Genomic DNA, 20,692 nt, shown 5'->3' with positions numbered 1-20,692 from the left:
AGCGATAGGTATATCATATCGCTCGGATCGCTTCAGGTGTTCGAGCCTCGAATGGTGTCGATCATAGCGTCAGTGACTTCTTGAGTGGTCGCCGAGCCACCCACATCAGGGGTCATTACCCCCGCGCTGCATACGTCCTCGATGGCTTTCATCAGGCGCGCCGACAGAACAGGTTCTCCAAGATGTTCCAGCATCTGACACGCCGTCCAAAAGGTTGCCACGGGGTTTGCGATCCCTTTGCCCGTGATGTCAAAGGCCGAGCCATGAATGGGCTCGAACATCGAGGGGAACCGGCGCTGAGGGTCAATGTTGGCGGTTGGGGCCACCCCAAGGCTGCCGGCCAGGGCACCTGCAAGATCCGACAGAATGTCGGCGTGCAGATTGGTTGCAACGATCGTATCCAAGCTTTCGGGTTGCAGCGTCATGCGCACGGTCATGGCGTCCACAAGCATCTTGTCCCATGCCACGTCCGGAAATTCCCGGGCGACTTCGGCAGCGATTTCATCCCACATCACCATGCCATGACGCTGGGCATTGGACTTGGTGACAACCGTCAGAAACTTGCGTGGGCGCGATTGAGCAAGACCAAAGGCATAACGCATGATGCGCTCTACTCCGACCCGCGTGAAAATCGCGGTTTCAGTGGCCACTTCCTCGGGCATGCCGCGATGCGCGCGTCCACCATGGCCTGCATATTCACCTTCCGAGTTTTCGCGCACGATCACCCAGTCCAGATCACCTGGTCCCTTGTCTTTCAGGGGAGCGGAAATTCCGGGCAGAATGCGGGTGGGGCGCACATTGGCGTATTGATCGAAGCCCTGACAGATCGGCAGCCGTAGCCCCCACAGGGTGACATGGTCCGGAACATCGGGGGCGCCGACCGCTCCGAAGAAGAAGCGTCAAAGGGTTTGAGCCGGTCCAGCCCATCCTGGGGCATCATCACCCCGTTTGCCTTATAGTAGTCCGAGCCCCAGTCAAACTTGGTCACGTCGAACGAGACATTGCCGTCTCGTTGGGCCAGAGCCTCCAGAACCTGCAAGCCTGCATCAATCACTTCGGGGCCGATGCCGTCTGCGGGAATGGCGGCGATCTTGTAGTTTTGCATGGGACGTCCCTTGTGAGTCATGGTGATTACCGTGACGGTAGGTAGGAATGATATAAGCATCAAATAAAACAGGCAGCCTTGCGATAAGCAAAACCCATTTCCGATGATGCGCCACCGCAGGTAGGACTTAGGAATGACTGATTCAGAAATCTTGGAAAACATCCCCGCTGTTTCGCCGGTGTCGCGCCTTGTGTGGACGGCGATCGTAGACGTTGCCGACCGGCAGGATCTTGGTCCGGCCGCAGGTGGGCATCGCTTTATCGTGCCCATCTTGGGGGGGCGGTTTTATGCCGGGCCCGCATTTGACGGGTTGTCCGGCGCGGTACTGCCCGGTGGAGCGGACCGACAGTTCCTGCGCGCCGACGGCGTGAAAGAGCTGGACGCGCTTTATGAAATGCAGATCGAGGGCGGCCCCGTGATCACCGTGCGGAACCGCGTGATCGTGGACGAGACCCGAAAGCCTGAACGCTATGCCATGAGCGCGATCCAGGCGCGGGTCGAAGAGGGGCCCTTTGGGTGGCTGAACCGGCGCTTGTTGATCGGCACCCTGCTATCTGCGCGGCCCGGGCGGCAAGCGGTGATCATCCGCGCATGGGAGGTGGACACGCCCCGCTAATCCGGCGATGGGGCAATGAAAAAGGCGCGAGGGGTCCCTCGCGCCTTTTCCTTTTCAGCAGAGTCGGGATCAGGCCGTGGCCATCCCTGCCGAATTCTTACTGCGCCAGTGCCAGGCGATAACGCCAAGGGCGACGACGATGGCGGGCCCCGCGATGATCACGCTTTTCATCAGCACCAGCACACACAGGACCAGTCGGATGCCCATCTCGATCCGGCCCATGGGGCGCGCCTCGAACCGGGCCAGGACGCTGGCCAGCAGATACAGAGCCAGCGCGATGCGTACAGCGATCCAGGCCAGGTGCGTGGGGTGCACCCCTCCGTCCAGACCTTCCAAGTAACGCTCTCCGCCACCCACGGGGTTCAGCTGGGCGGCCTCGATCAGCAGCAGCTCGGGGTAGAAGGCAAAGATGAAGGGCACCACAAAGATCACCACGCCTGCGCGCACCGCGGCCACGCCCGTACGCATCGGATCAGCCTTGGTGATGGACGCCGCCGCAAAGGCCGCGATCGCCACGGGTGGAGTGATCGCCGAGGCCACCGCGAAGTAGAAGATGAACATATGCGCGGTAAAAGTCGCAATCCCCAGCCCCACAAGCATTGGCCCCATCAGCAGTGCCACGTTGATATAGGCGGGCACCGTGGGCATCCCCATGCCCAGCAGGATCGCCATCAGCATGGTTGCCATCAGCGCCAACAGCAGGAAGAAGGCGTTTTCGCCGATGATGCCGCCGCTTTCACGCAGCCAGCCAACGATGTCGATTGCGATATAGTTCGAAAGCCCGGTGAAGTTCAGGCAGAAGTCGATCACCGACACGGCCAGGAACATCAGGTACAACCGGCTGACCAGCAGACCCGCGTCGGCCAGAGCGGCCAGGATCTTCTGCGGCGATTGACGGATCTTCTTGTCCAGGAAGAACAGCACAACCAGCAGGGCGGTTGCCCACCACCCGGCCGAACCAGCATCACCGGCCGAGTTCTGGAACAATTGCAGCAACCAGGGCAGGCTTTCGGCGCGGCAGCCATTTTCAGTGATGATCTGCTGCACACCCCACAGCCCGGCCAGAGGGCCACAGCCCACGGCCTCTTTCGGGGTCAGAAGCAGTACCAGGATCAGCAGGATCGGTGCGAAGATCATGACCAGATGCAGCTTGTCCTCGCCGGTCAGGCGCATGTCGTCGGTGACGTCGCCCACGGCCTCGATGCCCTGTTTGCGCGCCTGGAAGACCACGGTCAGGAACAGGCAGCCGAAGTACGCCAGCGCAGGCAGCGAGGCGGCGATGATCACTTCACGGTAGGGGACAACGGTCATGGCCGACAGAACGAAGGCGGCCACACCCATCACAGGCGGCATGATCTGCCCACCAGACGAGGCCGCGGCTTCGATCCCACCCGAGAACGTGCGTTGGAACCCACGTTTCAGCATCATTGGGATGGTCAGCACGCCGGTTGACAGCACGTTCACCACGGGACCGCCCGAGATGGTGCCGAACATGGCCGAGCTGACGATCGCAGCATGGGCCGGACCACCGCGCAAACGGCGAGTCCAAAGGAAGGCCACCTTGATCAGCGACTGCCCGCCAGCGGACACGCCGAACAGCGCACCCAGCACGATATAGGGGAAGACAGTGTTCATCAGGATCGCCATGAACCGGCCCAGGATGCCCTGGGCGTTGTTGACAAGGATGTCCTGCATATTGGGACGGCCATCCAGCAACATGCGCGGCTCGCCGCCCAGTTTGGTGACCAGGTATTTGTTCATGTCGTCGGCGCCGAAGAAGTACCAGATGAACACGGTCAGCATGGTGTAGGTGGCAATCGCGATGGCCACGGCCACCAGCGGCAAGCCCCAGACGCGCACGTTGTAGCCAAGGAACACGATGATCGCCAATGCCATGATCGGGAAGATGCCCAGTCCCAGCGTGTTGATGCACGAAGGATCGTCCACCGTGGTTGGCGGCGGCAGGCCCATGGACTCGTTGAACTCGATCTCTTCTTGCAGGGCGCGGGCGATCAGCTCGGCGCGCTCGCCGGTGAATTGGTCGATCAGGCAAACGCTGTCGATTTCGATCAGGTACGAGGCCGATACGACGACCGCCATGATCACCAGTGCGAAGTCCATGCCAAGGCCAAAGGCGTATTTCAAAGGGCCCTTGTTGCGGAACAGTCGCGCCATGGATTGGTCCAGCGCCACGGTGCACATCATGACCAGGAAACACAGGGGCGCGAGGTATTCAAAGCTGAATCGGCGGATTTTAACATCCTTGCCGAAAGTGTCGGAAACCCAGTCATCCAGCCCCGGAAACGAGGGCAGCGTGTTGAGCAGACCGATGATGACCAGGACAAGCCCAAGCACCAGGGACAATCGAGTGAATAAGCTGGTGGGCCGAACGACGTCGGTGTTCATGGGGGGCTCCAGTCTGTGGGGTTTTGCAGAGTGTAGGGGCCCGGGCGATCAGTGTTACGCCGCCCGGGCGAATGGTGCGCTGTTTACTTGGCACACTCGGGTACGGTGTAACCGGCTTCTTCCCATGCGGCGATTGCGCCGGGGTGATACTTCAGCGACAAGGGTCCGCAGAAACCCGTGGTCTCGGCGTCCAGAATGCCCAGGTTGGTGTTTTTCATGAACGCCGTGCGGTTTTTCATCTCGTCCAGGGTCTTGATGTGCTCGGCCACCAGGGCCTTGGCCAGATCAAACGGCATGTCCTTGTTCACGATGTCGGCAAACGCCGTACCGATCCCGCGGAAGTTGCCATCCTCGGACACCATGCGCACACCGTCGCCATAGCCCATTTCATCCCAGTGGACGATCACAGGCACGTTGCCGGGCGCGTTGAAGATCTTGCGGTAGGCATCGCTTTCGAACACGTCCTTGGGGGTCGAGACGATGACAACGTCACCCGCGGCCTGCATGGTGGTCACACGCTGCGAGGGGAAGGTCAGCGGCAGCACAAAGGCGTCCATCGAACCATCCACCAGAACCGAGGGCAGCTGCCCCCAGTTGGTCTGGTGACCGGTGTAATCCTCGCCATCCTTCAGGCCGGCAGCCATCTGTGCGGCTTGACGCGCGTTCACCAGCGCGGCGCCACGGGGCGGGCCGTTCCAGACGTTTTTACCGCGCAGTTTCTCCCAGGAATCGATGCCTTCGCTTTCCAGCGCGATCAGGCCATATGCGCCCGAGTTGAACGGATACAGCGCGCGCACGTTCGAGGCCAGCTCGGCGCCTTTTTCAGCACCGGTTTTCGAGTATGGGCCACGGCCTTTGTCCAGCAGGAACACCAGGATCAGCGGCATGTTCGAGATGTCCGAGCGCCCTTCGGCGATGTTCATCAACGAGTTGGTCAGCGTCTGGCCTTCCAGCACCTGCAGGTTGGCGATGCCAGCGCGCGAACTGACCTCTGCCATATGCATGGCGGTGGCATGGGTGGCCGCGCCCGGAGTGGTGGTTTCATAGGTCAGGTTGGCTTGCGCCTGCGCTGCGGCTGCGCTCAGCCCCAGTGCAGCCGCAGCCGCCGCTAGCGTTTTGGTTACGTGTTTCATTTCTTCCAGTTCCTCCCTTGGAAAGTTATTCGGCCGCGACGCCTTTTTTCATGTTGGGCGCTTTGCGGCCGCGGTATTTCACTGTCAGCTCCAGTGGAGCTTCGTTTTCGTCATAGATGCCGATCATCACGCCGCGACGGCGGGTTTTTGTCCGCATCTCCTCCAGTTGTGTGTGGCTGCGCGTGGTGCGCTGAGACTGCCGCCGTGCCCAGGCAAACAGCTTGTCATACATCTGGTCGATGATGTCCTGATGGTCCTCGCTGTCACCCAGGTCCCGCAATTCAAGCGGGTCGTTGACCAGGTCGAACAGGATCGGGCGATGCTCGCCCTCGCAATGGACCATTTTCCATTCCTTGGTGGCGACCATGAACATCACGGCGTCGCGCACCCCGTGACCCAGCTGATCCGCTGTGGGCGAAGCCGAGTAGTCGTATTCGCAGATCGCATAGTCGCGCAGGGTTTCGGCACGCTCGCCCCGCAGCACGGGCAGCAGGCTTTCGCCCTCAAGGATGTGGTATTCCGGCTCGCCGCCCGCGACGTCGACAAAGGTGGGGGCCAGATCGATCGCTTCGACCAGCGCATCGCAGACGGTGCCGCGCGTGGCGTCGGCCTCGGACGAGGGGTCATAGATGATCAACGGCACTTTGGCCGAGTTGTCGTGGAAAAAGGTCTTTTCGCCCATCCAGTGATCGCCCAGGAAATCCCCATGATCCGAGGTCAGCACGATCATCGTGTCTTCCATCCGGCCGGTTTCTTCCAGCCAGTCGAACAGGCGGCCCATCTGGTCGTCGCATTGCTTGATCAGGCCCATATAGGCGGGGATCACGGCCTCGCGCACTTCTTTGCGGGAAAACGCCTTGCCTACGCCGCTGTCCATAAACGCCTTTAGTACCGGGTGCGCGGTTTCATATTCGTCGTCCGAGCGGATGACCTCTTGCACGTCTTCGGGGCCGTACATGCTGGCATAGGGTTCGGGCACCACATAGGGCCAGTGCGGTTTGATAAAGGACAGGTGCATGCACCAGGGTTCTTTGGCCTGTTCGATGAACTCCATGCCGCGGCCGGTCAGATAGGGAGTTTCGCTGTCCTCTTCGGCGATATTCGCGGCTTCGGACGAGTTTTTCAGGAACCATCCGGACAGCACGTTGCCTTCGTCATCCAGACCCGAATTGGCGAAGTCGTGCCAGGGGTTGTCGGATTCGTAGCCCTTGGCCTTCAGCCATTTGTTATACTCCTTGGCGCCATCCGGGTCATAGGATCCATCCGGCCCCTCGGGCAGCATCCCGTCGTCGCGTTCAAACACGTCGAAGCCGCATTCGGCCACGCGCGCACCGATGATGCTGTCGCGCTCCAGCCCCAGACGTTCCATTCCCTCGGCGTCCACGCTCATGTGGGTCTTGCCCACCAGCCAGCAGTCCATGCCCAGCTTGCGCAGGTGATCGCCCATGGTCTTTTCACCGACCTTCAGGGGGATGTTGTTCCAGCTGGCGCCGTGGCTGTGCACGTAACGTCCAGTATATGTGGACATACGCGAGCTGCCGCAGATCGGCGATTGGATATAGCAACGGTCAAAGCGCACGCCCATCTTGGCCAGACGGTCGATATGGGGGGTATGCAGGGTTTTGTGACCATAACAGCTAAGATAGTCCCAGCGCAGCTGGTCGAACATGATGAACAGAATATTTTTGGGTTTAGCCATGTATATTTTGCGCCGCGGTCAAACCGACCAGTGCCGCCGCCCTGTATGGCGACTGCTTAGCGTCTCCTCCCTTTTATTTGAAGTAAACGTAACGATTCGATATGCCGTTGAGAAATAGTGATTTGGCAAACCGCATAACGAAACGGTTATATCGAGTGGTTACGATCCCAGCCCAAGGATCTGAACCTCTTCGCGGATGACCTGCATCAAAAGCTGCGCAGGCTCCGACGTTTTTCGCGCCGTTGGTGTGGTCAAACCGACCGCGCCCATCAACTCGTCCTGGCAAAAGTCCAGCGCGGTGACCGTGCCGTCGCGCAGCTCTCGTTTCATTCCGCCCAAGGGCAGGAACACGATGGCATCCGAGACAAGGCTGAAGTTTCGCACGAATTCGAATGAAATGGTTTCGATCCGGTTCTTGAAGCGCGACAGCCCTTTGCCAATGATGAACCGATCCAGCTCGTCACGGATGATCGTGTCAGTCAGCGGGATCACAACGGGATATTCATTGATGTCGTGGATGCTCAGATTCGAGGCCCCGTCCAGCGGATGGCCGCTGCGGGCAAAGAAAACAAGTGGCTCGCTGAACAGGTGTTCGAAGTTCAGGCCTTGCATTGCCTCGGCCGATTGGATGCGGCCAAAGCTGAAGTCAGCGTCGCCAAGCCGCAGATGGTGGTGCAGCCCGCCGCCGGTGGTCGCCTTGAATTCAACATCGATCGAGGGATAGAGCGATTTGAACCGCACCGTCGCCCCCGGCATCACCATGCGCACCACGTTGGGCAGGACATAGGCGCTGACCCGCTGTTCCACGATTTGGCCACGCATGGTTTTAATGCCCAGGTCGACCTGTTCCAGCCCGCCATCGACATAGGAATACAACAGCCGCCCCGCCGCATTCATCGCCAGCCCCGAAGCCGTGCGTTCAAACAGGGTGATGCCCAGCTCTTCCTCAAGCTCGCGGATCGAGCGCGATACCGAAGGCTGCACCGTCCCCATCCGTTCAGCGGCACGCGTGACCGAGCCGAGGTCCGCCACAGCGGTAAAGCAGCGCAAGTGCCGCATACGGATGCGTTTGGAAACCATGGAGGGGGCCTTTGCGGTTGCAGGTCTGTGTACCCTAGCCGAGCCGTCGCTGGGCGTTCAACCTCTGGCCCGGCTGGATTCCGGATAATTTCTATTGCAGCCAAGTTTATATTTCGATATTTCGCGAAATATGGAAATGAATCGAGTCGAACAATTGGCCGCACTGGCCCACCCGCAGCGTCTGGCGATCTTTCGTCTGCTTATGCGCCGCTATCCTGACGCGCTGTCCGCAGGCGAGATTGCCGGCGTGCTGGATGCGCGGGCCAACACCCTGTCGGCCTATCTGTCATCCCTGCGTCACGCGGGGCTGATATCGCAGACCCGCGAGGGGCGCTCGTTGCTTTACCGCGTGTCCCAAGAGCAATCCGAGGGGCTGGTTTCGTTCCTTGTAGATGACTGCTGCCGGGGGCGCCCTGATCTGTGCCGCCCCAGTGGGGCTCGAACCGAAGAGGCCGTGATGCCAGACCGCAAATACAATGTTCTATTCATCTGTGTGGGCAACTCGGCCCGCTCGATTTTTGCTGAATCCATCCTGCGTACCGAAGCCGGGGATCGGTTCAATGCCTATTCGGTCGGGGTGAACCCGGCCACTGGCCTGAACCCTTTTGCCATCGAGATGCTGGCCGACAAGGGGCACGACGTGGGCGTTCTGTACGCCAAGCCCATGTCCGCATTTCAGGGGCCCGACGCGCCCGTGATGGATTTTGTCTTTACCGTTTGCGATCAGGCCGCAAACGAGGAATGCCCGGCCTGGGCAGGACAGCCGATCAGCGCCCATTGGGGCCTGCCTGACCCGGTCAAAGCGACCGGAACCGATGCCGAAAAGCGACTGGCCTTTCAGCAAGCCTATGCCGCGTTGCGCAACCGGATCATCGCCTTTGCCGCGCTGCCGTTTGACAGCCTGGATCGCGTGTCCCTGCAAAATCGCGTGGACGCCCTTGCCAACGATATGGAAATACAATGACGACTTATGCACTGAACGGCCTGGGCCGTATGGGGAAACTGGCGCTGAAACCCTTGCTGGACAGCGGCGCGCAGGTGGCCTGGATCAACGATGCTGTGGGCGACCCAGAAATGCATGCGCATCTGCTGGAGTTTGACACGGTGCACGGCCGTTGGGATGCCGAATTTTCGCATGATGCCGACAGCGTGACCATTGATGGCACACGTATCCCCTTCATAGGCACTTCGAAGATCGAAGATCTGCCGCTAGAAGGCGTGGACGTGGTGATCGACTGCTCTGGCGTGTTCAAGACCGAGGCTAAGCTGGCCCCGTATTTTGCCGCCGGGGTGAAAAAGGTCGTTGTCTCGGCCCCCGTCAAGGACGGCCCGACCGCCAATATCGTCTATGGCATCAACGACGAGATTTATGATCCCGATCAGCACCAGATTGTTACCGCGGCCAGTTGCACCACCAACTGCCTGGCGCCCGTGGTCAAGGTTCTGCACGAAGGGCTGGGGATCAAGCACGGCTCGATGACCACGATCCATGACGTCACCAATACGCAGACCATCGTGGACCGTCCGGCCAAGGATTTGCGGCGCGCGCGGTCTGCGCTGAACTCGCTTATTCCGACAACCTCGGGGTCGGCCACGGCGATCACCATGATTTTCCCTGACCTCAAGGGCAAATTGAACGGCCACGCAGTGCGGGTGCCGTTGCTGAATGCCTCGCTGACCGATTGCGTGTTCGAGGTCGAGCGTGAAACCACCGTCGAAGAGGTCAACGCCCTGTTCGAGGCCGCCGCCAACGGCCCGCTGAAGGGTATTCTGGGCTATGAGACCCGCCCGCTGGTGTCGTGCGACTATACCAATGACGATCGCAGCTCGATCATCGATGCGCCCTCGACCATGGTGGTGAATGGTACGCAGGTGAAGATCTATGCCTGGTACGACAACGAATGGGGGTATGCCCAGCGTCTGGTGGACGTGGCGCTGATGGTGGGCAACTCGCTGTGAGCCAGACAAAGCCAGATGGGTTGGCGGCGTATATCGCCGTCACCGCCGCCTATTGGGCGTTCATGCTGACCGACGGGGCTTTGCGGATGTTGGTGCTGCTGCACTTTCACACGCTGGGGTTTTCGCCCGTGCAGCTGGCCTATCTGTTTATCCTGTACGAGATCGCCGGGATCATCACCAACCTGTCCGCTGGCTGGATCGCCGCGCGGTTCGGGCTGACCTCGACCCTGTATGCTGGACTGGGGTTACAAGTGGTGGCGCTGCTGGCGCTGGCGCAGCTTGACCCAAGCTGGGCGCTGTGGACCTCCGTCGCTTTTGTGATGGCGGTGCAGGGGGCCTCGGGCGTGGCCAAGGATCTGGCCAAGATGAGCGCCAAAAGCGCCGTGAAATTGCTGGCGCCTTCGGGCAATGGCGGTTTGTTCCGCTGGGTGGCCGTGTTGACCGGATCCAAGAACGCCGTCAAAGGGTTCGGATTCCTGTTGGGCGCCGCGCTGCTGGGGCTGTTCGGCTTTGTGCCTTCGGTTCTGGGGATGGCGGCCATTCTGGCGGTGATCCTGATCGCCATCGCGCTGAAAATGCCAAGCGGTCTGCCGCGGGGCAAGAAGGGCGCGAAGTTTTCCGAGGTCTTCTCGAAAGATCGGAACATCAACTGGCTTTCCGGTGCGCGCCTGTTCCTGTTCGGCGCGCGCGATGTGTGGTTCGTGGTCGGCATCCCGATCTTTTTCTACGCCGTCCTGTCCGACGGCAGCGAAGAGGGCAACCGCCGCGCGTTCTTTCTGATCGGCAGTTTCATGGCCGTTTGGACCATCCTTTACGGCGCGGTGCAGGCCTACGCGCCCAAACTGCTGCGGGCCAACACCCGCCCTGTGGGCGAGTTGGTTCACGCCGCCAAGGGGTGGGTCGCGGCCTTGTTCGTGGTGCCCGCGGTGCTGGCCGTTTTGTGCGAAGTGTCAGACGGCGCAAGCACCTGGTTCACGATCACCCTGGTGATTGGCCTGCTGGTCTTCGGCGCCATTTTCGCGGTGAATTCCTCGTTGCATTCCTATCTGATCCTGGCCTTTACCAAATCAGAAAGGGTCACGATGGATGTCGGGTTCTATTACATGGCCAACGCGGCGGGGCGGCTGCTGGGCACGTTGATGAGCGGGCTAAGCTATCAGATCGGCGGGCTGCCGTGGTGTCTGGGCGTGGCTGCGCTGTTCGTGGGGCTTAGCTGGGTGGGCGCGGGCCGTTTGCACGCCCCAAGCGCCCAACCTGCCTAGGCCGCAAGTGGACGCATGGTGGCCGTTAATTCGGCCACCTTCACGCCAAATTTGCGCATCTCGGACCGGTTCAGGATCACGCCGTTCTCCATCAGATACAGCCAATCAGTGACCGACAAAACATGCCCGCCCGCGTCAGGTTCCAGCCGAATGCGGTAGCGCATGCAGATCGCTGCTCCGGATACCTCGCCTGTGGCGATGCCGATCACATCCGGTGCTGTTGCGGTAAAGCGTCCGTCATTGCCCAGGCGCAGGCTCCATTCGCGGCGCTGCGTGCGCCCCCCGGCAAAGGTGAAATCCTCGGTCAGGATGCCGTGCGCGCCCTCCCATTTTCCATGCATCTTTGCCAGAAACCGAGAATTTACCCGCCCCGTGGGGCCGTGGATCATGCCCTCGGACAGGATGGGGCCGTTCAGATGCGTGCGCAGGTCAAACGCCGGGCCTGTTGCTGCGTAATCCTCGGGGCGTTGCGAGGCGAACCGCATCCCCGGGCGCAAGAGGGCCAGCAGGGCCAGCAGCAAAACAGCGATGAAAATCAGGGATATATATTCCATCACAAGTGCCTCAGTTCGACTTGGACGACGTCTGTTTGGCCGGTCGCAAAAGATGCCGCACAGATATCAAGGTAATACAACCAGCTGCGCAGGAACCCTTCATCATAGCCCAGTTTGTAAACTTTCGGACCGGCCTCGCGCAGGCGCTGGGCCCAGATCCGGCAGGTTTTCGCATAGTCCTGACCAAATGCAAGCGTGTCCGAAACACGCAGTCCGGCCAGCGCGGCCTGATCCGCGATCACCCCGTCTGACAGCAGCATCCCACCGGGAAACGTGTGCTGGCGGATAAAGTCTGAACTGTTGCGGTAGATCGGGAAATAGTCGTCGCTGACGGTGATGGCCTGGATCACCGCGGTGCCGGTTTCGGCCAGACGCGCCTTGAGCGTGCCAAAGTAACTGGGCCAGTATTTCTCGCCGACGGCTTCGATCATCTCGATCGAGACGATATTATCGAAGGTGCCGGTCTGGTCGCGGTAGTCGCGCAGCTCGATCCGGGCGTGCCCATCCAGACGCGCGTCGGCATAGCCCTTCTGACTTGGGGAAAGCGTAATGCCGGTGACGTCGTGACCACGCTCGGCTGCGGCCTCGGCAAAACCACCCCAGCCGCAGCCGATCTCAAGCAGGCTGTCGCCGGACAAACGATCCAGAACACGAGCGTTCTTGCGCGCCTGGGCCTGTTGCAGGTCCAGCCCCGGCTGATCGAAAAGAGCCGAGGAATAGGTCATCCCGGGGTCCAGCCACAGTTGGTAAAACTCGTTGCCGACGTCGTAATGCGCCTTGATGTTGCGCGCGGCCCCGGTGGGCGAGTTGGCCCGCATCACCCGATCAACCAGACGGAACTTCAGCCCTTGCAGCATGCTGGGATAGGCAAAGCTGCCGAAGGCGTCCATGTTCAGCAGCGCCAGCTGGATCAGCGTGTCGATGTCCGGACTGTCCCACAACCCGGCCACATAGGTTTCGCCCAAGCCGATGTCTCCGCGCGCAGCCAGGGCCGTGACGACGGCCCAGTCGCGGATTTGCATCTCGGCCTCGGGGGCGCGTTGTCCAAAGCGCAGCACCTCGCCTTCGGGGGTTTTCAGGGTCAGGCTGCCCATGCTGATCTGGGCGCAGCGGTCCAGAAAGTCTTGTTTCACACGTTTTGAGAGAAAGAGCATTGTGTCACCTCGGTCGATGGAGCGTCAGGGCAGGGGCGATAGCGGGCGCCTTTCACGCGCAACCGCAGTGCTTGCCAGAAGATCAGGGCCACAGTCCTGAGCGAGCCCGCAGGCCGGCGCAGCAGGGACCATAGGATCGCGCGGTTGGTCAGCGGCGCGCGCGGGCCGGACAGCGTGGCAATCACGCCCTCGCGGCCGTTTTCATGGATGATGCGAATGGCGATCCGGTCAGGTGCCATGCGGAACTGAAACGCATACCCGCCAGCGATGTCCTGAAACGGCGAGACATGCATCAACTTGCGTGCCTTGATCCGGTCCTGAGCCGTGATCGCGCGAAAGCCGGGCAGGTGGCAGACATAGCTGTGCCTGTTGCCAAAGGTGTTGTTGACCTCGGCGATGACCGCCAGCAGGTCGGTGCCGCGTAGGGCCAGCCAGAAACTGACCGGGTTAAAGCCCATCCCCAAAAGGCGAGGCTGTGTCAGCAGGCGCAGATCATAGGGCTCGTCCAGCCCGGCGCGGGCAAAGCGATCCCTGGCCCATTTGGCGCCGTGACCCTGACCGCGGGGGCCTCCGTGGTGGCGGTCGGGCACGCTGGTCAGGTTGAACCCTCGGCGCGAGAACAGGGCAGGGCCGTCGGTGGCCTCGGGGTCAAGCAGTACGAAATCCACACTATAGCGAAAGCTGTTGGCGATGGTGCCGCGTCGCACATGAGTGGAGTGGGCCTGGATAAGTTCGAAGGCACTCATCACGCGACATCCAGCATTTGCGAGCGCCGCTTCAGGGCCTTGGCCACGCGGTGCGCGCTGGCAAAACCGTCCTCGTGGAAACCATGGCGCAAGTAGGCCCCGGCATACCACGTGTTGTTCTGCCCCTGTATCTGAGCGATTTGCACTTGGGCGTCCAGTGCGGCCCGGTCGAATACCGGGTGACGGAATGTATGCTGATCATAGATTTGCGCCTCGTCAATCGGACGGTTCGGGTTCAGCGTCACGAACAGTTGGTCGTTTTCAGGGATGTTCTGCAGGCGGTTCATCCAATAGGTGACCCCGATCGCAGGCTGATGTTGCCCCGTCTGCGCCTGGTACACCCACGAGGACCAGCAAGCGCGCCGTTTGGGCATCACGCTGGTGTCGCGGTGCAGGATCATTTGATTGTCCTGGAACTTCAGCGCGGACAGCGCACGGAGCTCGGCGCCGCTGGGGTTTTCAAGCAGGCGCAGTGCGGTGTCCGAGTGGCAGGCAAAGATCACCTCGTCGAAATGGGCCGGTTCAGCCCCCTTGGCGCGTATGGTGACGCCGGACGGCGTGCGGCTAACCGATTGAACCGGGGTGTCTGGGCGCAATGCTGTGCCGCGGGATTCCAGGTTGGCCTGCAGACGGCGAACATATTGGATGCTGCCCCCCGAGACCGTCCACCATTGATGTTGACCCGTGGCAGAAAGCAGCGCGTGATTGCGGAAAAAACGCACCAGCGAACGCGCGGGAAAGTCCTTGATCTTGTCGGGCGGGGTGGACCAGATCGCTCCGCAGATCGGCAGCAAATAATAAGCCTGGAACCAGGCGCCCAGATCCAGACGCCGGATCAGCTCGCCCACCGTTAGGTCGTCGCTGTCGGCCACTCTCTCGGCTTGCGTGTTAAAGCGGTTGATATCGCGCACCATGCGCAGAAATCCGGGGCGGGCGAGGTTGCTTTTCTGCGCTACCAGCGCGCCCAGCGTGCGCAGGCCATATTCGAGCCGCCCGTCATCGATGCTGGCGCCAAAGGACATGTCGCTGCGTTCAACGGGCACCTCCAGATCATGAAACATCCGCGTCAGGTGCGGATAGTTGGCATAGTTGAACACGATAAAGCCCGTGTCCACGGGCTGATCACCGCGCAGGCCAGCCAGTTTGGTACGGGCGTGCCCGCCAAGGCGCGGTGCGGCCTCGTACAGGGTGACATTGTGCTGGCCCTGCAATTGATAGGCCGCTGCAAGCCCCGAGATGCCGCCTCCGATCACCGCGATGCGTCTGCCTGTATTCTGTGGGATATCAAACGACATTTTGCCTCCGAGTGTGTTTTGAAAAGGATACGTGTGGGGGCAGGGATCGGATCAATCTGGGCGCAGGAAAATTTATTTGTGATCCAATCGTGGCGCGGCAGCGTAAGTTGAGTATGTTGGCTTATGACCAGATTGATATTGACCCCAGTGCAGCGTCGCCCTCGCAAGAGCGTGGGGCAGTTGTGGCTAGTCGGCGCCGGAGGAAGCAAGTGACCCAGGTGTCCGAGCAGACCCACTGGATGCTGCGCGTGAAAGAGCATCGCGACAAGGCCGCCTTTGGCCTGTTGTTCGATCACTACGCGCCGCGTCTAAAGGGGATGGTGATGCGCTCGGGGTTGGGTGCGGCCCAGGCCGAAGAGATCGTGCAGGACGCCATGCTGAAGGTTTGGCACCGCGCGGCTCAGTTCGATCCCGAACGGGCGCAGGTCTCGGCTTGGATCTACCAGATCGCGCGCAATCAGCAGTCTGATCATATCCGCAAAGAACATAGGCCGGTGCCCGAAGCGCTGAAAACCCCGGACCAGCCCGAACCTGACATGACGCAGGTGGTCGCGCTGGAACAGGAAACAGCGCATCTGCGCGCCGCATTGGACAAGCTCTCGCCCGAGCAACGCAGCCTGGTGGAACAGGCCTATCTGGGCGAGATGAGCCACAGCGAGATCCGCAAGGTAACGGGTCTGCCGTTGGGCACGATAAAATCGCGCATCCGCCTGGGACTGGAACGGTTGCGTCACGAATTGAAAGGAACACGGCCGTGATGGGAATCTCGCATCACCTACCGGATCATATTTTGCTGGCCTATTCGGCGGGCACGCTTCCCCATCCTTACGCGGTTGTGGTGGCCACGCATGTTTCCATGTGTGACGACTGCCGGGCGCGGACACAGGCGCATGCTCATGCAGGTGGGCATCTGATGGACAGCGCCCCGGTGCAGGCCAGCATGTCCGCAGGCTCGAAGGACGCGCTGATGCAGATGCTGGATGCACCCGTTGCCCCGCCCGCAGAGCCGCGCCCGATGGGTATCTATCCCGCCCCGCTGGCCGAGGCATTGAACCACGCGCCACCACGTTGGAAACGGATGGGCATGGGCTCGCGCCAGAGCATTTTGCATAACGGCCCCGAGGGCAGCGTGCGCTTGCTGTATATCCCCGCAGGGCAAGCCGTGCCGGATCATGGCCATAACGGGCTGGAACTGACGCTGGTCCTTCAGGGCGCCTTCAGCGACGAGACCGGCCGGTTTGGTGTCGGCGATGTCGAGGTGGCCGATGACGATCTGGAGCATACCCCGATTGCCGAGCCGGGCGAGCCCTGCATCTGTCTGGCCGCAACCGACGCAAACCTGCGGTTCCGGTCCTTCATGCCCCGGCTGTTGCAGCCCTTGTTCCGAATCTGAACGCGCGTACCCAACGGGTGTTGAAACTTTGTTTGTCCACCACCGATAAGTGCGGTTCGGGGCAGTGCCCAGGGAATAACCCCACGTCTCAAGTCAGATCGTATGACGATTTTGTCTTTCAATTCTCTGATACCCATGCTGTAGTTTTGCAGAATGGTATTTCGCACAGAGAAATGAGGGAGAGAGATGGATTTCGGAATCAGGGAGGAGAACCGGAAGCTGCTGGAGCGTGTCGCCGCGATGGTTCGCGATGAGATTGCGCCACTGGCCGAGGAATACGAGGCCGAAGTGGCCAAAGGTGATCGTTGGCAATACACCGCGCGCCAGTCAGAAATTCTGGAAGGGCTGAAAGCAAAGGCCAAGGCCGAAGGTCTGTGGAATTTTTTCCTGACGGACAGCGATAAGGGCTTTGGTCTGACCACGGTGGAATACGCTTATTTCGCCGAGGAGATGGGTAAAACCCCGCTGGGCGCCGAGGTGTTCAACTGCTCGGCCCCGGACACCGGCAACATGGAAGTGTTCGAACGCTACGGCACCGAAACGCTGAAAAAACAATGGCTTGAGCCGTTGCTGGCAGGCGAAATTCGCTCGGCCTATTGCATGACCGAACCCAATGTGGCCTCGTCCGACGCCACAAATATCTCGATGTCCTGTGTGCGGGACGGGGATGAATACGTGCTGAACGGCGAAAAATGGTGGGCGTCCGGAGCAGGGGACCCTCGCTGCGCGGTCTACATCGTGATGGTGAAAACCGGCGACGATGATCAGCCGAAACACCGGCAACACTCAATGGTGGTGGTGCCCGCGAAAACTGATGGGATCGAGATCATCCGCCCCATGCAGGTTTACGGCGACGATGACGCGCCCCACGGCCACATGCATATGCGGTTCACCGATGTGCGCATCCCGGCGGAAAACCTGCTGCTGGGCGAGGGCCGGGGCTTCGAGATTTCGCAAGGACGTTTGGGGCCGGGCCGCATCCACCACTGCATGCGCGCCATCGGTCAGGCCGAGGCCGCGCTGGAGCTGTTGTGCAAACGCTCGTTGGAACGCGAGGCCTTTGGCAAACAACTGGCCCATCTTGGTGCGAACTATGACATCATTGCCGAATGCCGGATGGAGATCGAGCAGGCCCGCCTGCTCTGCCTCAAAGCCGCATGGTTCATGGATCAGGGCGATGCCCGCGCCGCAGCACCTTGGATTTCGATGATCAAAACGGTCGCCCCGCGCATGGCGCTCAAAGTGATCGACGAGGCCAGCCAGATGTATGGCGCGCAGGGTGTCAGCCAGGACACGCCGCTGGCCCACGCCTGGACCCATGTCCGCACATTGCGTCTGGCCGATGGCCCCGACGCGGTGCACCGCAGGCAGATCGCCCGGACGGAAATCCGCAAATACACCCAACAAAAAGTATAAAACCAACAAAGGGGCCTACGCGGCCCCTTTCTTTCTTTGCTCTCAAAATACTCCGGGGTGAATGCGCGCAGCGCAGAGGGGCAGCGCCCCTCAACCCCTTATTCCGCGGGCTGGAACCCTTCGATCAACTGACGCAGGCCCAACGCGGCCCCGGCAAAGATCGCCAGGAACGTCACGGGTGCCGAGAATGCCAGCATTGAAAACGCGCTCAGCCCCTGGCCGACAGTGCATCCCAAGGCCAGCACGGCCCCGGCGCCCATCAGTGCGGCCCCGGTGATCTGGCGGCGCAACTCGCGCGGGTCTTCGCAGGCTTCCCACCGGAAATGGCCCTTGATCAGGGATCCGATAAAGGCCCCCGTAATAACCCCCGCGACCGAACCTACAGCAAAGGACGGCGCCCTTGCCGAGGCGGTCATGAAATACAGCAAGCTTTCCCCAACAGGGGCCGAGAAACTGTGCGAAACCACTTGAATCTCTGAAAACCCTGTGGTGGCAACCCAGTAGCTGCCAGCCCAGCCGGATACGATGGCGACGCCGACTATGACGGACCAAAAGATCGCTTTGCCTTCGGTGACGAAGGCTTTGTTGGCCAGCGCGCCCAGAATGATCAGGGTCCCGATAACAATCCCGATGACATTGACCGAGGCTCCGGTCCAGCTGCCCAGCAGATGCGCGATGCCCGGCGGCATGTCGTTCACCACGTCCTCTTGCGGGAAGATCATAACCCGAAGCGGGGCCAGCGGTCCGGACAGCACCACATAGGCTGACACGCCCATGACCAGCACGATCACAAAGGCGCGCATGTCGCCTCCGCCCAGGCGGGCGATCGAGCCGAAGCCGCAATTGCCAGCCAGTGCCATGCCATAGCCGAACATCAGCCCGCCCAGCACCGAGGCAAAGGGCATCCAGCGGATCGACAGATAGTAGGAGGTTTCGGTTTGCAAGAAACCCGTGGCGGCCAGCGCGAAGCTGCCCAGCACGGCGACGCCAATGGCCAGTGCCCACATGCGCATGCGCGTGTCCGAGCCGCCATACAGCAGGTCCTCGATCGCGCCCATGGTGCAGAAACGGCCCAATCGCGCAGCCAGACCCAGCAACAGGCCTCCGCCCATGCCGATCAGTGCGACAAGCATTTCTTCCGTCAGAAACTCCGGCATGACCCTCTCCTCCTTAGGATCGCCGCGGCATTCCCGCGTCGTTTTTCAGATTGTCAGGGCAATTGCGCCTGGTCAGCCTTCGTCTGCGCAAAACAGATCGTAGACCAGTTCCAGTATACGCCGAGGTTTGTCATCCGCCAAACGATAATAGATCGCCTTGCCTTCGCGTCGCGGCACAACCAGACCTTCCAGCCGCAAGCGGGACAGCTGCTGAGACACCGCCGCCTGGCGGGCCGAGAGCAGCTCTTCGAGTTCGGTAACAGATTTTTCGCCGGTAACCAGGTGGCACAGGATCATCATCCGGCCTTCATGGCTGACTGCTTTCAGGAAATTGGACGCATTCGTGGCGTTATCCACGATGCGGTCCATCTCGGTTTCCGTGATGGTGTCTGTAAACACCGGCAATGCCATTGTCTGTCCCTTTGGGTTCAAGCCCTGTTTTATGAACCTATTAACTATTTACTACCGTTGTGTCCAGTCCGCCGCTGCGTTGCAGCATTGTCCGGTTAACCAAGCGTCACCCCGAAGCATCCACGAAGTCCGTTTTTGCCTTCAGCATCATGTTCAGCATACCCCAGAAAAAATCCTCGCCGGGGTAGCCTTCGATCCTGCCGATTTCTGCGTTGTTTTCCACCAGCACAAAGGTCGGAGTATAAATGACCTTGCGCGCAAGGCTGATATCTTTTGGGGTGCCCTTTCCGACATCGACCATGCGCAGCGGGGCGTATTTACCCTCGGCCGTGTTGGGATAGATGGGGCCCAGGTCGTCCTTCCATTCGATGCAATAATGGCATCCCTTGCGTTCGAACATGATCAGCTCGGCCGCATGCGAAGGCAGGGCCAGCGAGGTCAGCAGAAGGAAGGAAAGAAGAAAATTACGCAGGCTCATGAAGCACCTGATTGACTGAATGTTATCGAACAACATAATATGAATATGTGAATTGATCAAGGAGTCGCGCCGTTGTTGGATATTTCCTTTGCCGGGGCGGCACTTGCGGGGCTTTTAAGCTTCTTTACTCCCTGCATTCTGCCGATGGTACCCTTTTACTTGTGCTACATGGCCGGCATCTCGATGTCCGAGCTGCAAAAGGATGGGCAGATCGCGCCGGGCGCGCAGCGCAGGCTGGTGATCTCGGCCGTTTTTTTCGCCCTAGGGGTCAGCACCATATTCGTTTTACTTGGGATGGGTGCGACTGCCTTGGGGCAGGCCTTTGCACAATGGAGCCGACCGCTCAGCTATGTGGCCGCTGCGATCCTGCTGCTGTTCGGGCTGCATTTTCTGGGCATCCTGCGCATTCCGTTGCTGTATCGCGAGGCCAAGCTGGAAAGCAAAGCCGAGCCAACGACCATTATCGGCGCCTATGTGATGGGGCTGGCTTTTGGGTTTGGCTGGACACCCTGCGTGGGGCCTGCGCTGGCCTCGATCCTGATGATTGCCAGCGGCATGGGGGATATCTGGCGCGGAGGGCTGCTGCTGTTGGTCTACGGGCTGGCGATGACAGCGCCCTTCATCGTGGCGGCCTTGTTCGCCAAGCCGTTCCTGCGCTGGATGCAGCGGAACCGCAAATATCTGGGGCATGTCGAAAAGGTGATGGGGGTGATGCTGATCATCTTTGCCGTGCTGATCGCCACCAACGCGGTCAACCTGATTGCAGACGCCATGATCCGCTGGTTCCCGAGCTTTGCCGGGCTAGGTTGAGTTTTAATGAGGGAGGAG

The 20,692-nt window shown here is 60.5% G+C and carries 19 protein-coding genes and 1 pseudogene; 8 read left to right on the top strand and 12 right to left on the bottom strand.

Going from position 1 to position 20,692, the window contains the following annotated elements; all coding sequences use genetic code 11:
- Positions 1 to 32 precede the first annotated feature (32 nt).
- Positions 33 to 1,105 (bottom strand): annotated as a pseudogene (locus ACOQOQ_RS15980) (tartrate dehydrogenase).
- 133 nt (positions 1,106 to 1,238) lie between these two features.
- On the opposite strand from ACOQOQ_RS15980, the gene ACOQOQ_RS15975 reads away from it, so the two are divergent.
- A complete protein-coding gene (locus ACOQOQ_RS15975) occupies positions 1,239 to 1,721 on the top strand; it encodes a DUF3237 family protein (RefSeq protein WP_420567965.1) in 483 nt (160 codons plus the stop codon).
- Positions 1,722 to 1,790: 69 nt separating this feature from the next.
- On the opposite strand, the gene ACOQOQ_RS15970 is transcribed toward ACOQOQ_RS15975, so the two are convergent.
- The 4 genes from ACOQOQ_RS15970 to ACOQOQ_RS15955 form a co-directional block, all read right to left on the bottom strand.
- Positions 1,791 to 4,127 carry a TRAP transporter permease gene (locus tag ACOQOQ_RS15970; RefSeq protein WP_420567964.1) on the bottom strand — a complete coding sequence of 779 codons (2,337 nt, stop codon included), beginning with the start codon at positions 4,125 to 4,127 and terminating at the stop codon, positions 1,791 to 1,793.
- Positions 4,128 to 4,210: 83 nt separating this feature from the next.
- Positions 4,211 to 5,260 carry a TAXI family TRAP transporter solute-binding subunit gene (locus tag ACOQOQ_RS15965; RefSeq protein WP_420567963.1) on the bottom strand — a complete coding sequence of 350 codons (1,050 nt, stop codon included), beginning with the start codon at positions 5,258 to 5,260 and terminating at the stop codon, positions 4,211 to 4,213.
- Between the two features lie 25 nt (positions 5,261 to 5,285).
- Positions 5,286 to 6,959, bottom strand: a complete 1,674-nt coding sequence (locus tag ACOQOQ_RS15960) for a sulfatase-like hydrolase/transferase (protein WP_420567962.1) — start codon at positions 6,957 to 6,959, stop codon at positions 5,286 to 5,288.
- 159 nt (positions 6,960 to 7,118) lie between these two features.
- Positions 7,119 to 8,039 carry a LysR substrate-binding domain-containing protein gene (locus tag ACOQOQ_RS15955; RefSeq protein ID WP_420567961.1) on the bottom strand — a complete coding sequence of 307 codons (921 nt, stop codon included), beginning with the start codon at positions 8,037 to 8,039 and terminating at the stop codon, positions 7,119 to 7,121.
- Positions 8,040 to 8,169: 130 nt separating this feature from the next.
- Here ACOQOQ_RS15955 and ACOQOQ_RS15950 point away from each other — a divergent pair, with 130 nt between their 5' ends.
- The 3 genes from ACOQOQ_RS15950 (at position 8,170) to arsJ (ending at position 11,260) form a co-directional block, all read left to right on the top strand.
- Entirely contained in the window at positions 8,170 to 9,003 is an 834-nt protein-coding gene (locus ACOQOQ_RS15950) for a metalloregulator ArsR/SmtB family transcription factor (RefSeq protein ID WP_420567960.1), read from the top strand.
- The gene (locus ACOQOQ_RS15945; protein WP_420567959.1) at positions 9,000 to 9,998 is read left to right on the top strand and encodes an ArsJ-associated glyceraldehyde-3-phosphate dehydrogenase; all 999 of its coding nucleotides are present in this window, start codon (positions 9,000 to 9,002) and stop codon (positions 9,996 to 9,998) included. The genes ACOQOQ_RS15950 and ACOQOQ_RS15945 overlap by 4 nt, the downstream gene beginning before the upstream one ends.
- A gap of 62 nt (positions 9,999 to 10,060) precedes the next feature.
- Positions 10,061 to 11,260 carry an organoarsenical effux MFS transporter ArsJ gene (arsJ, locus tag ACOQOQ_RS15940; RefSeq protein ID WP_420569789.1) on the top strand — a complete coding sequence of 400 codons (1,200 nt, stop codon included), beginning with the start codon at positions 10,061 to 10,063 and terminating at the stop codon, positions 11,258 to 11,260.
- Here arsJ and ACOQOQ_RS15935 read toward each other — a convergent pair.
- Genes ACOQOQ_RS15935 through ACOQOQ_RS15920 form a run of 4 tightly spaced genes read right to left on the bottom strand, consistent with a single transcriptional unit; the run spans position 11,257 to position 15,009 of the window.
- Positions 11,257 to 11,814, bottom strand: coding sequence for a DUF3833 domain-containing protein (locus tag ACOQOQ_RS15935; RefSeq protein WP_420567958.1), 558 nt, complete (start codon positions 11,812 to 11,814; stop codon positions 11,257 to 11,259). The two genes, arsJ and ACOQOQ_RS15935, sit on opposite strands and share 4 nt — an antisense overlap.
- Positions 11,814 to 12,968 (bottom strand): class I SAM-dependent methyltransferase, encoded by a 1,155-nt coding sequence (locus tag ACOQOQ_RS15930; RefSeq protein WP_420567957.1) that lies wholly within the window; start codon positions 12,966 to 12,968, stop codon positions 11,814 to 11,816. Before ACOQOQ_RS15930 ends, ACOQOQ_RS15935 begins: the two co-directional genes overlap by 1 nt.
- The gene (locus tag ACOQOQ_RS15925; protein ID WP_420567956.1) at positions 12,944 to 13,714 is read right to left on the bottom strand and encodes a DUF1365 domain-containing protein; all 771 of its coding nucleotides are present in this window, start codon (positions 13,712 to 13,714) and stop codon (positions 12,944 to 12,946) included. The genes ACOQOQ_RS15930 and ACOQOQ_RS15925 overlap by 25 nt, the downstream gene beginning before the upstream one ends.
- Positions 13,714 to 15,009, bottom strand: a complete 1,296-nt coding sequence (locus tag ACOQOQ_RS15920) for an NAD(P)/FAD-dependent oxidoreductase (RefSeq protein WP_420567955.1) — start codon at positions 15,007 to 15,009, stop codon at positions 13,714 to 13,716. Before ACOQOQ_RS15920 ends, ACOQOQ_RS15925 begins: the two co-directional genes overlap by 1 nt.
- Before the next feature lie 239 nt (positions 15,010 to 15,248).
- Between ACOQOQ_RS15920 and ACOQOQ_RS15915 the strand changes: the two genes are divergently transcribed.
- From ACOQOQ_RS15915 to ACOQOQ_RS15905, 3 genes are all read left to right on the top strand, one after another.
- The gene (locus ACOQOQ_RS15915; RefSeq protein WP_420569788.1) at positions 15,249 to 15,767 is read left to right on the top strand and encodes a sigma-70 family RNA polymerase sigma factor; all 519 of its coding nucleotides are present in this window, start codon (positions 15,249 to 15,251) and stop codon (positions 15,765 to 15,767) included.
- The gene (locus ACOQOQ_RS15910) at positions 15,764 to 16,402 is read left to right on the top strand and encodes a ChrR family anti-sigma-E factor (RefSeq protein WP_420567954.1); all 639 of its coding nucleotides are present in this window, start codon (positions 15,764 to 15,766) and stop codon (positions 16,400 to 16,402) included. Before ACOQOQ_RS15915 ends, ACOQOQ_RS15910 begins: the two co-directional genes overlap by 4 nt.
- Before the next feature lie 186 nt (positions 16,403 to 16,588).
- On the top strand, positions 16,589 to 17,818 hold the full coding sequence (locus ACOQOQ_RS15905) for an acyl-CoA dehydrogenase family protein (protein WP_420567953.1): 1,230 nt from the start codon (positions 16,589 to 16,591) through the stop codon (positions 17,816 to 17,818).
- A gap of 98 nt (positions 17,819 to 17,916) precedes the next feature.
- Here the strand turns inward: ACOQOQ_RS15905 and ACOQOQ_RS15900 are convergent, their stop codons facing one another.
- The 3 genes from ACOQOQ_RS15900 to ACOQOQ_RS15890 form a co-directional block, all read right to left on the bottom strand.
- Complete coding sequence (locus tag ACOQOQ_RS15900) at positions 17,917 to 18,975, bottom strand: YeeE/YedE family protein (protein WP_420567952.1); 1,059 nt, start codon at positions 18,973 to 18,975, stop codon at positions 17,917 to 17,919.
- A 72-nt stretch (positions 18,976 to 19,047) separates the two neighbouring features.
- Positions 19,048 to 19,386 (bottom strand): ArsR/SmtB family transcription factor, encoded by a 339-nt coding sequence (locus tag ACOQOQ_RS15895; protein WP_420567951.1) that lies wholly within the window; start codon positions 19,384 to 19,386, stop codon positions 19,048 to 19,050.
- Between the two features lie 106 nt (positions 19,387 to 19,492).
- Complete coding sequence (locus ACOQOQ_RS15890) at positions 19,493 to 19,864, bottom strand: thioredoxin family protein (protein WP_420567950.1); 372 nt, start codon at positions 19,862 to 19,864, stop codon at positions 19,493 to 19,495.
- Between the two features lie 72 nt (positions 19,865 to 19,936).
- Between ACOQOQ_RS15890 and ACOQOQ_RS15885 the strand changes: the two genes are divergently transcribed.
- Positions 19,937 to 20,674, top strand: coding sequence for a cytochrome c biogenesis CcdA family protein (locus ACOQOQ_RS15885; protein WP_420567949.1), 738 nt, complete (start codon positions 19,937 to 19,939; stop codon positions 20,672 to 20,674).
- Positions 20,675 to 20,692 lie beyond the last annotated feature (18 nt).

It is taken from the genome of Thalassovita sp. (assembly GCF_965218685.1).
Taxonomy (GTDB): Bacteria; Pseudomonadota; Alphaproteobacteria; order Rhodobacterales; family Rhodobacteraceae; genus Thalassobius.
Note: the sequence above shows the minus strand (reverse complement) of the source record. Positions and strands in the feature narration are given on the sequence as shown.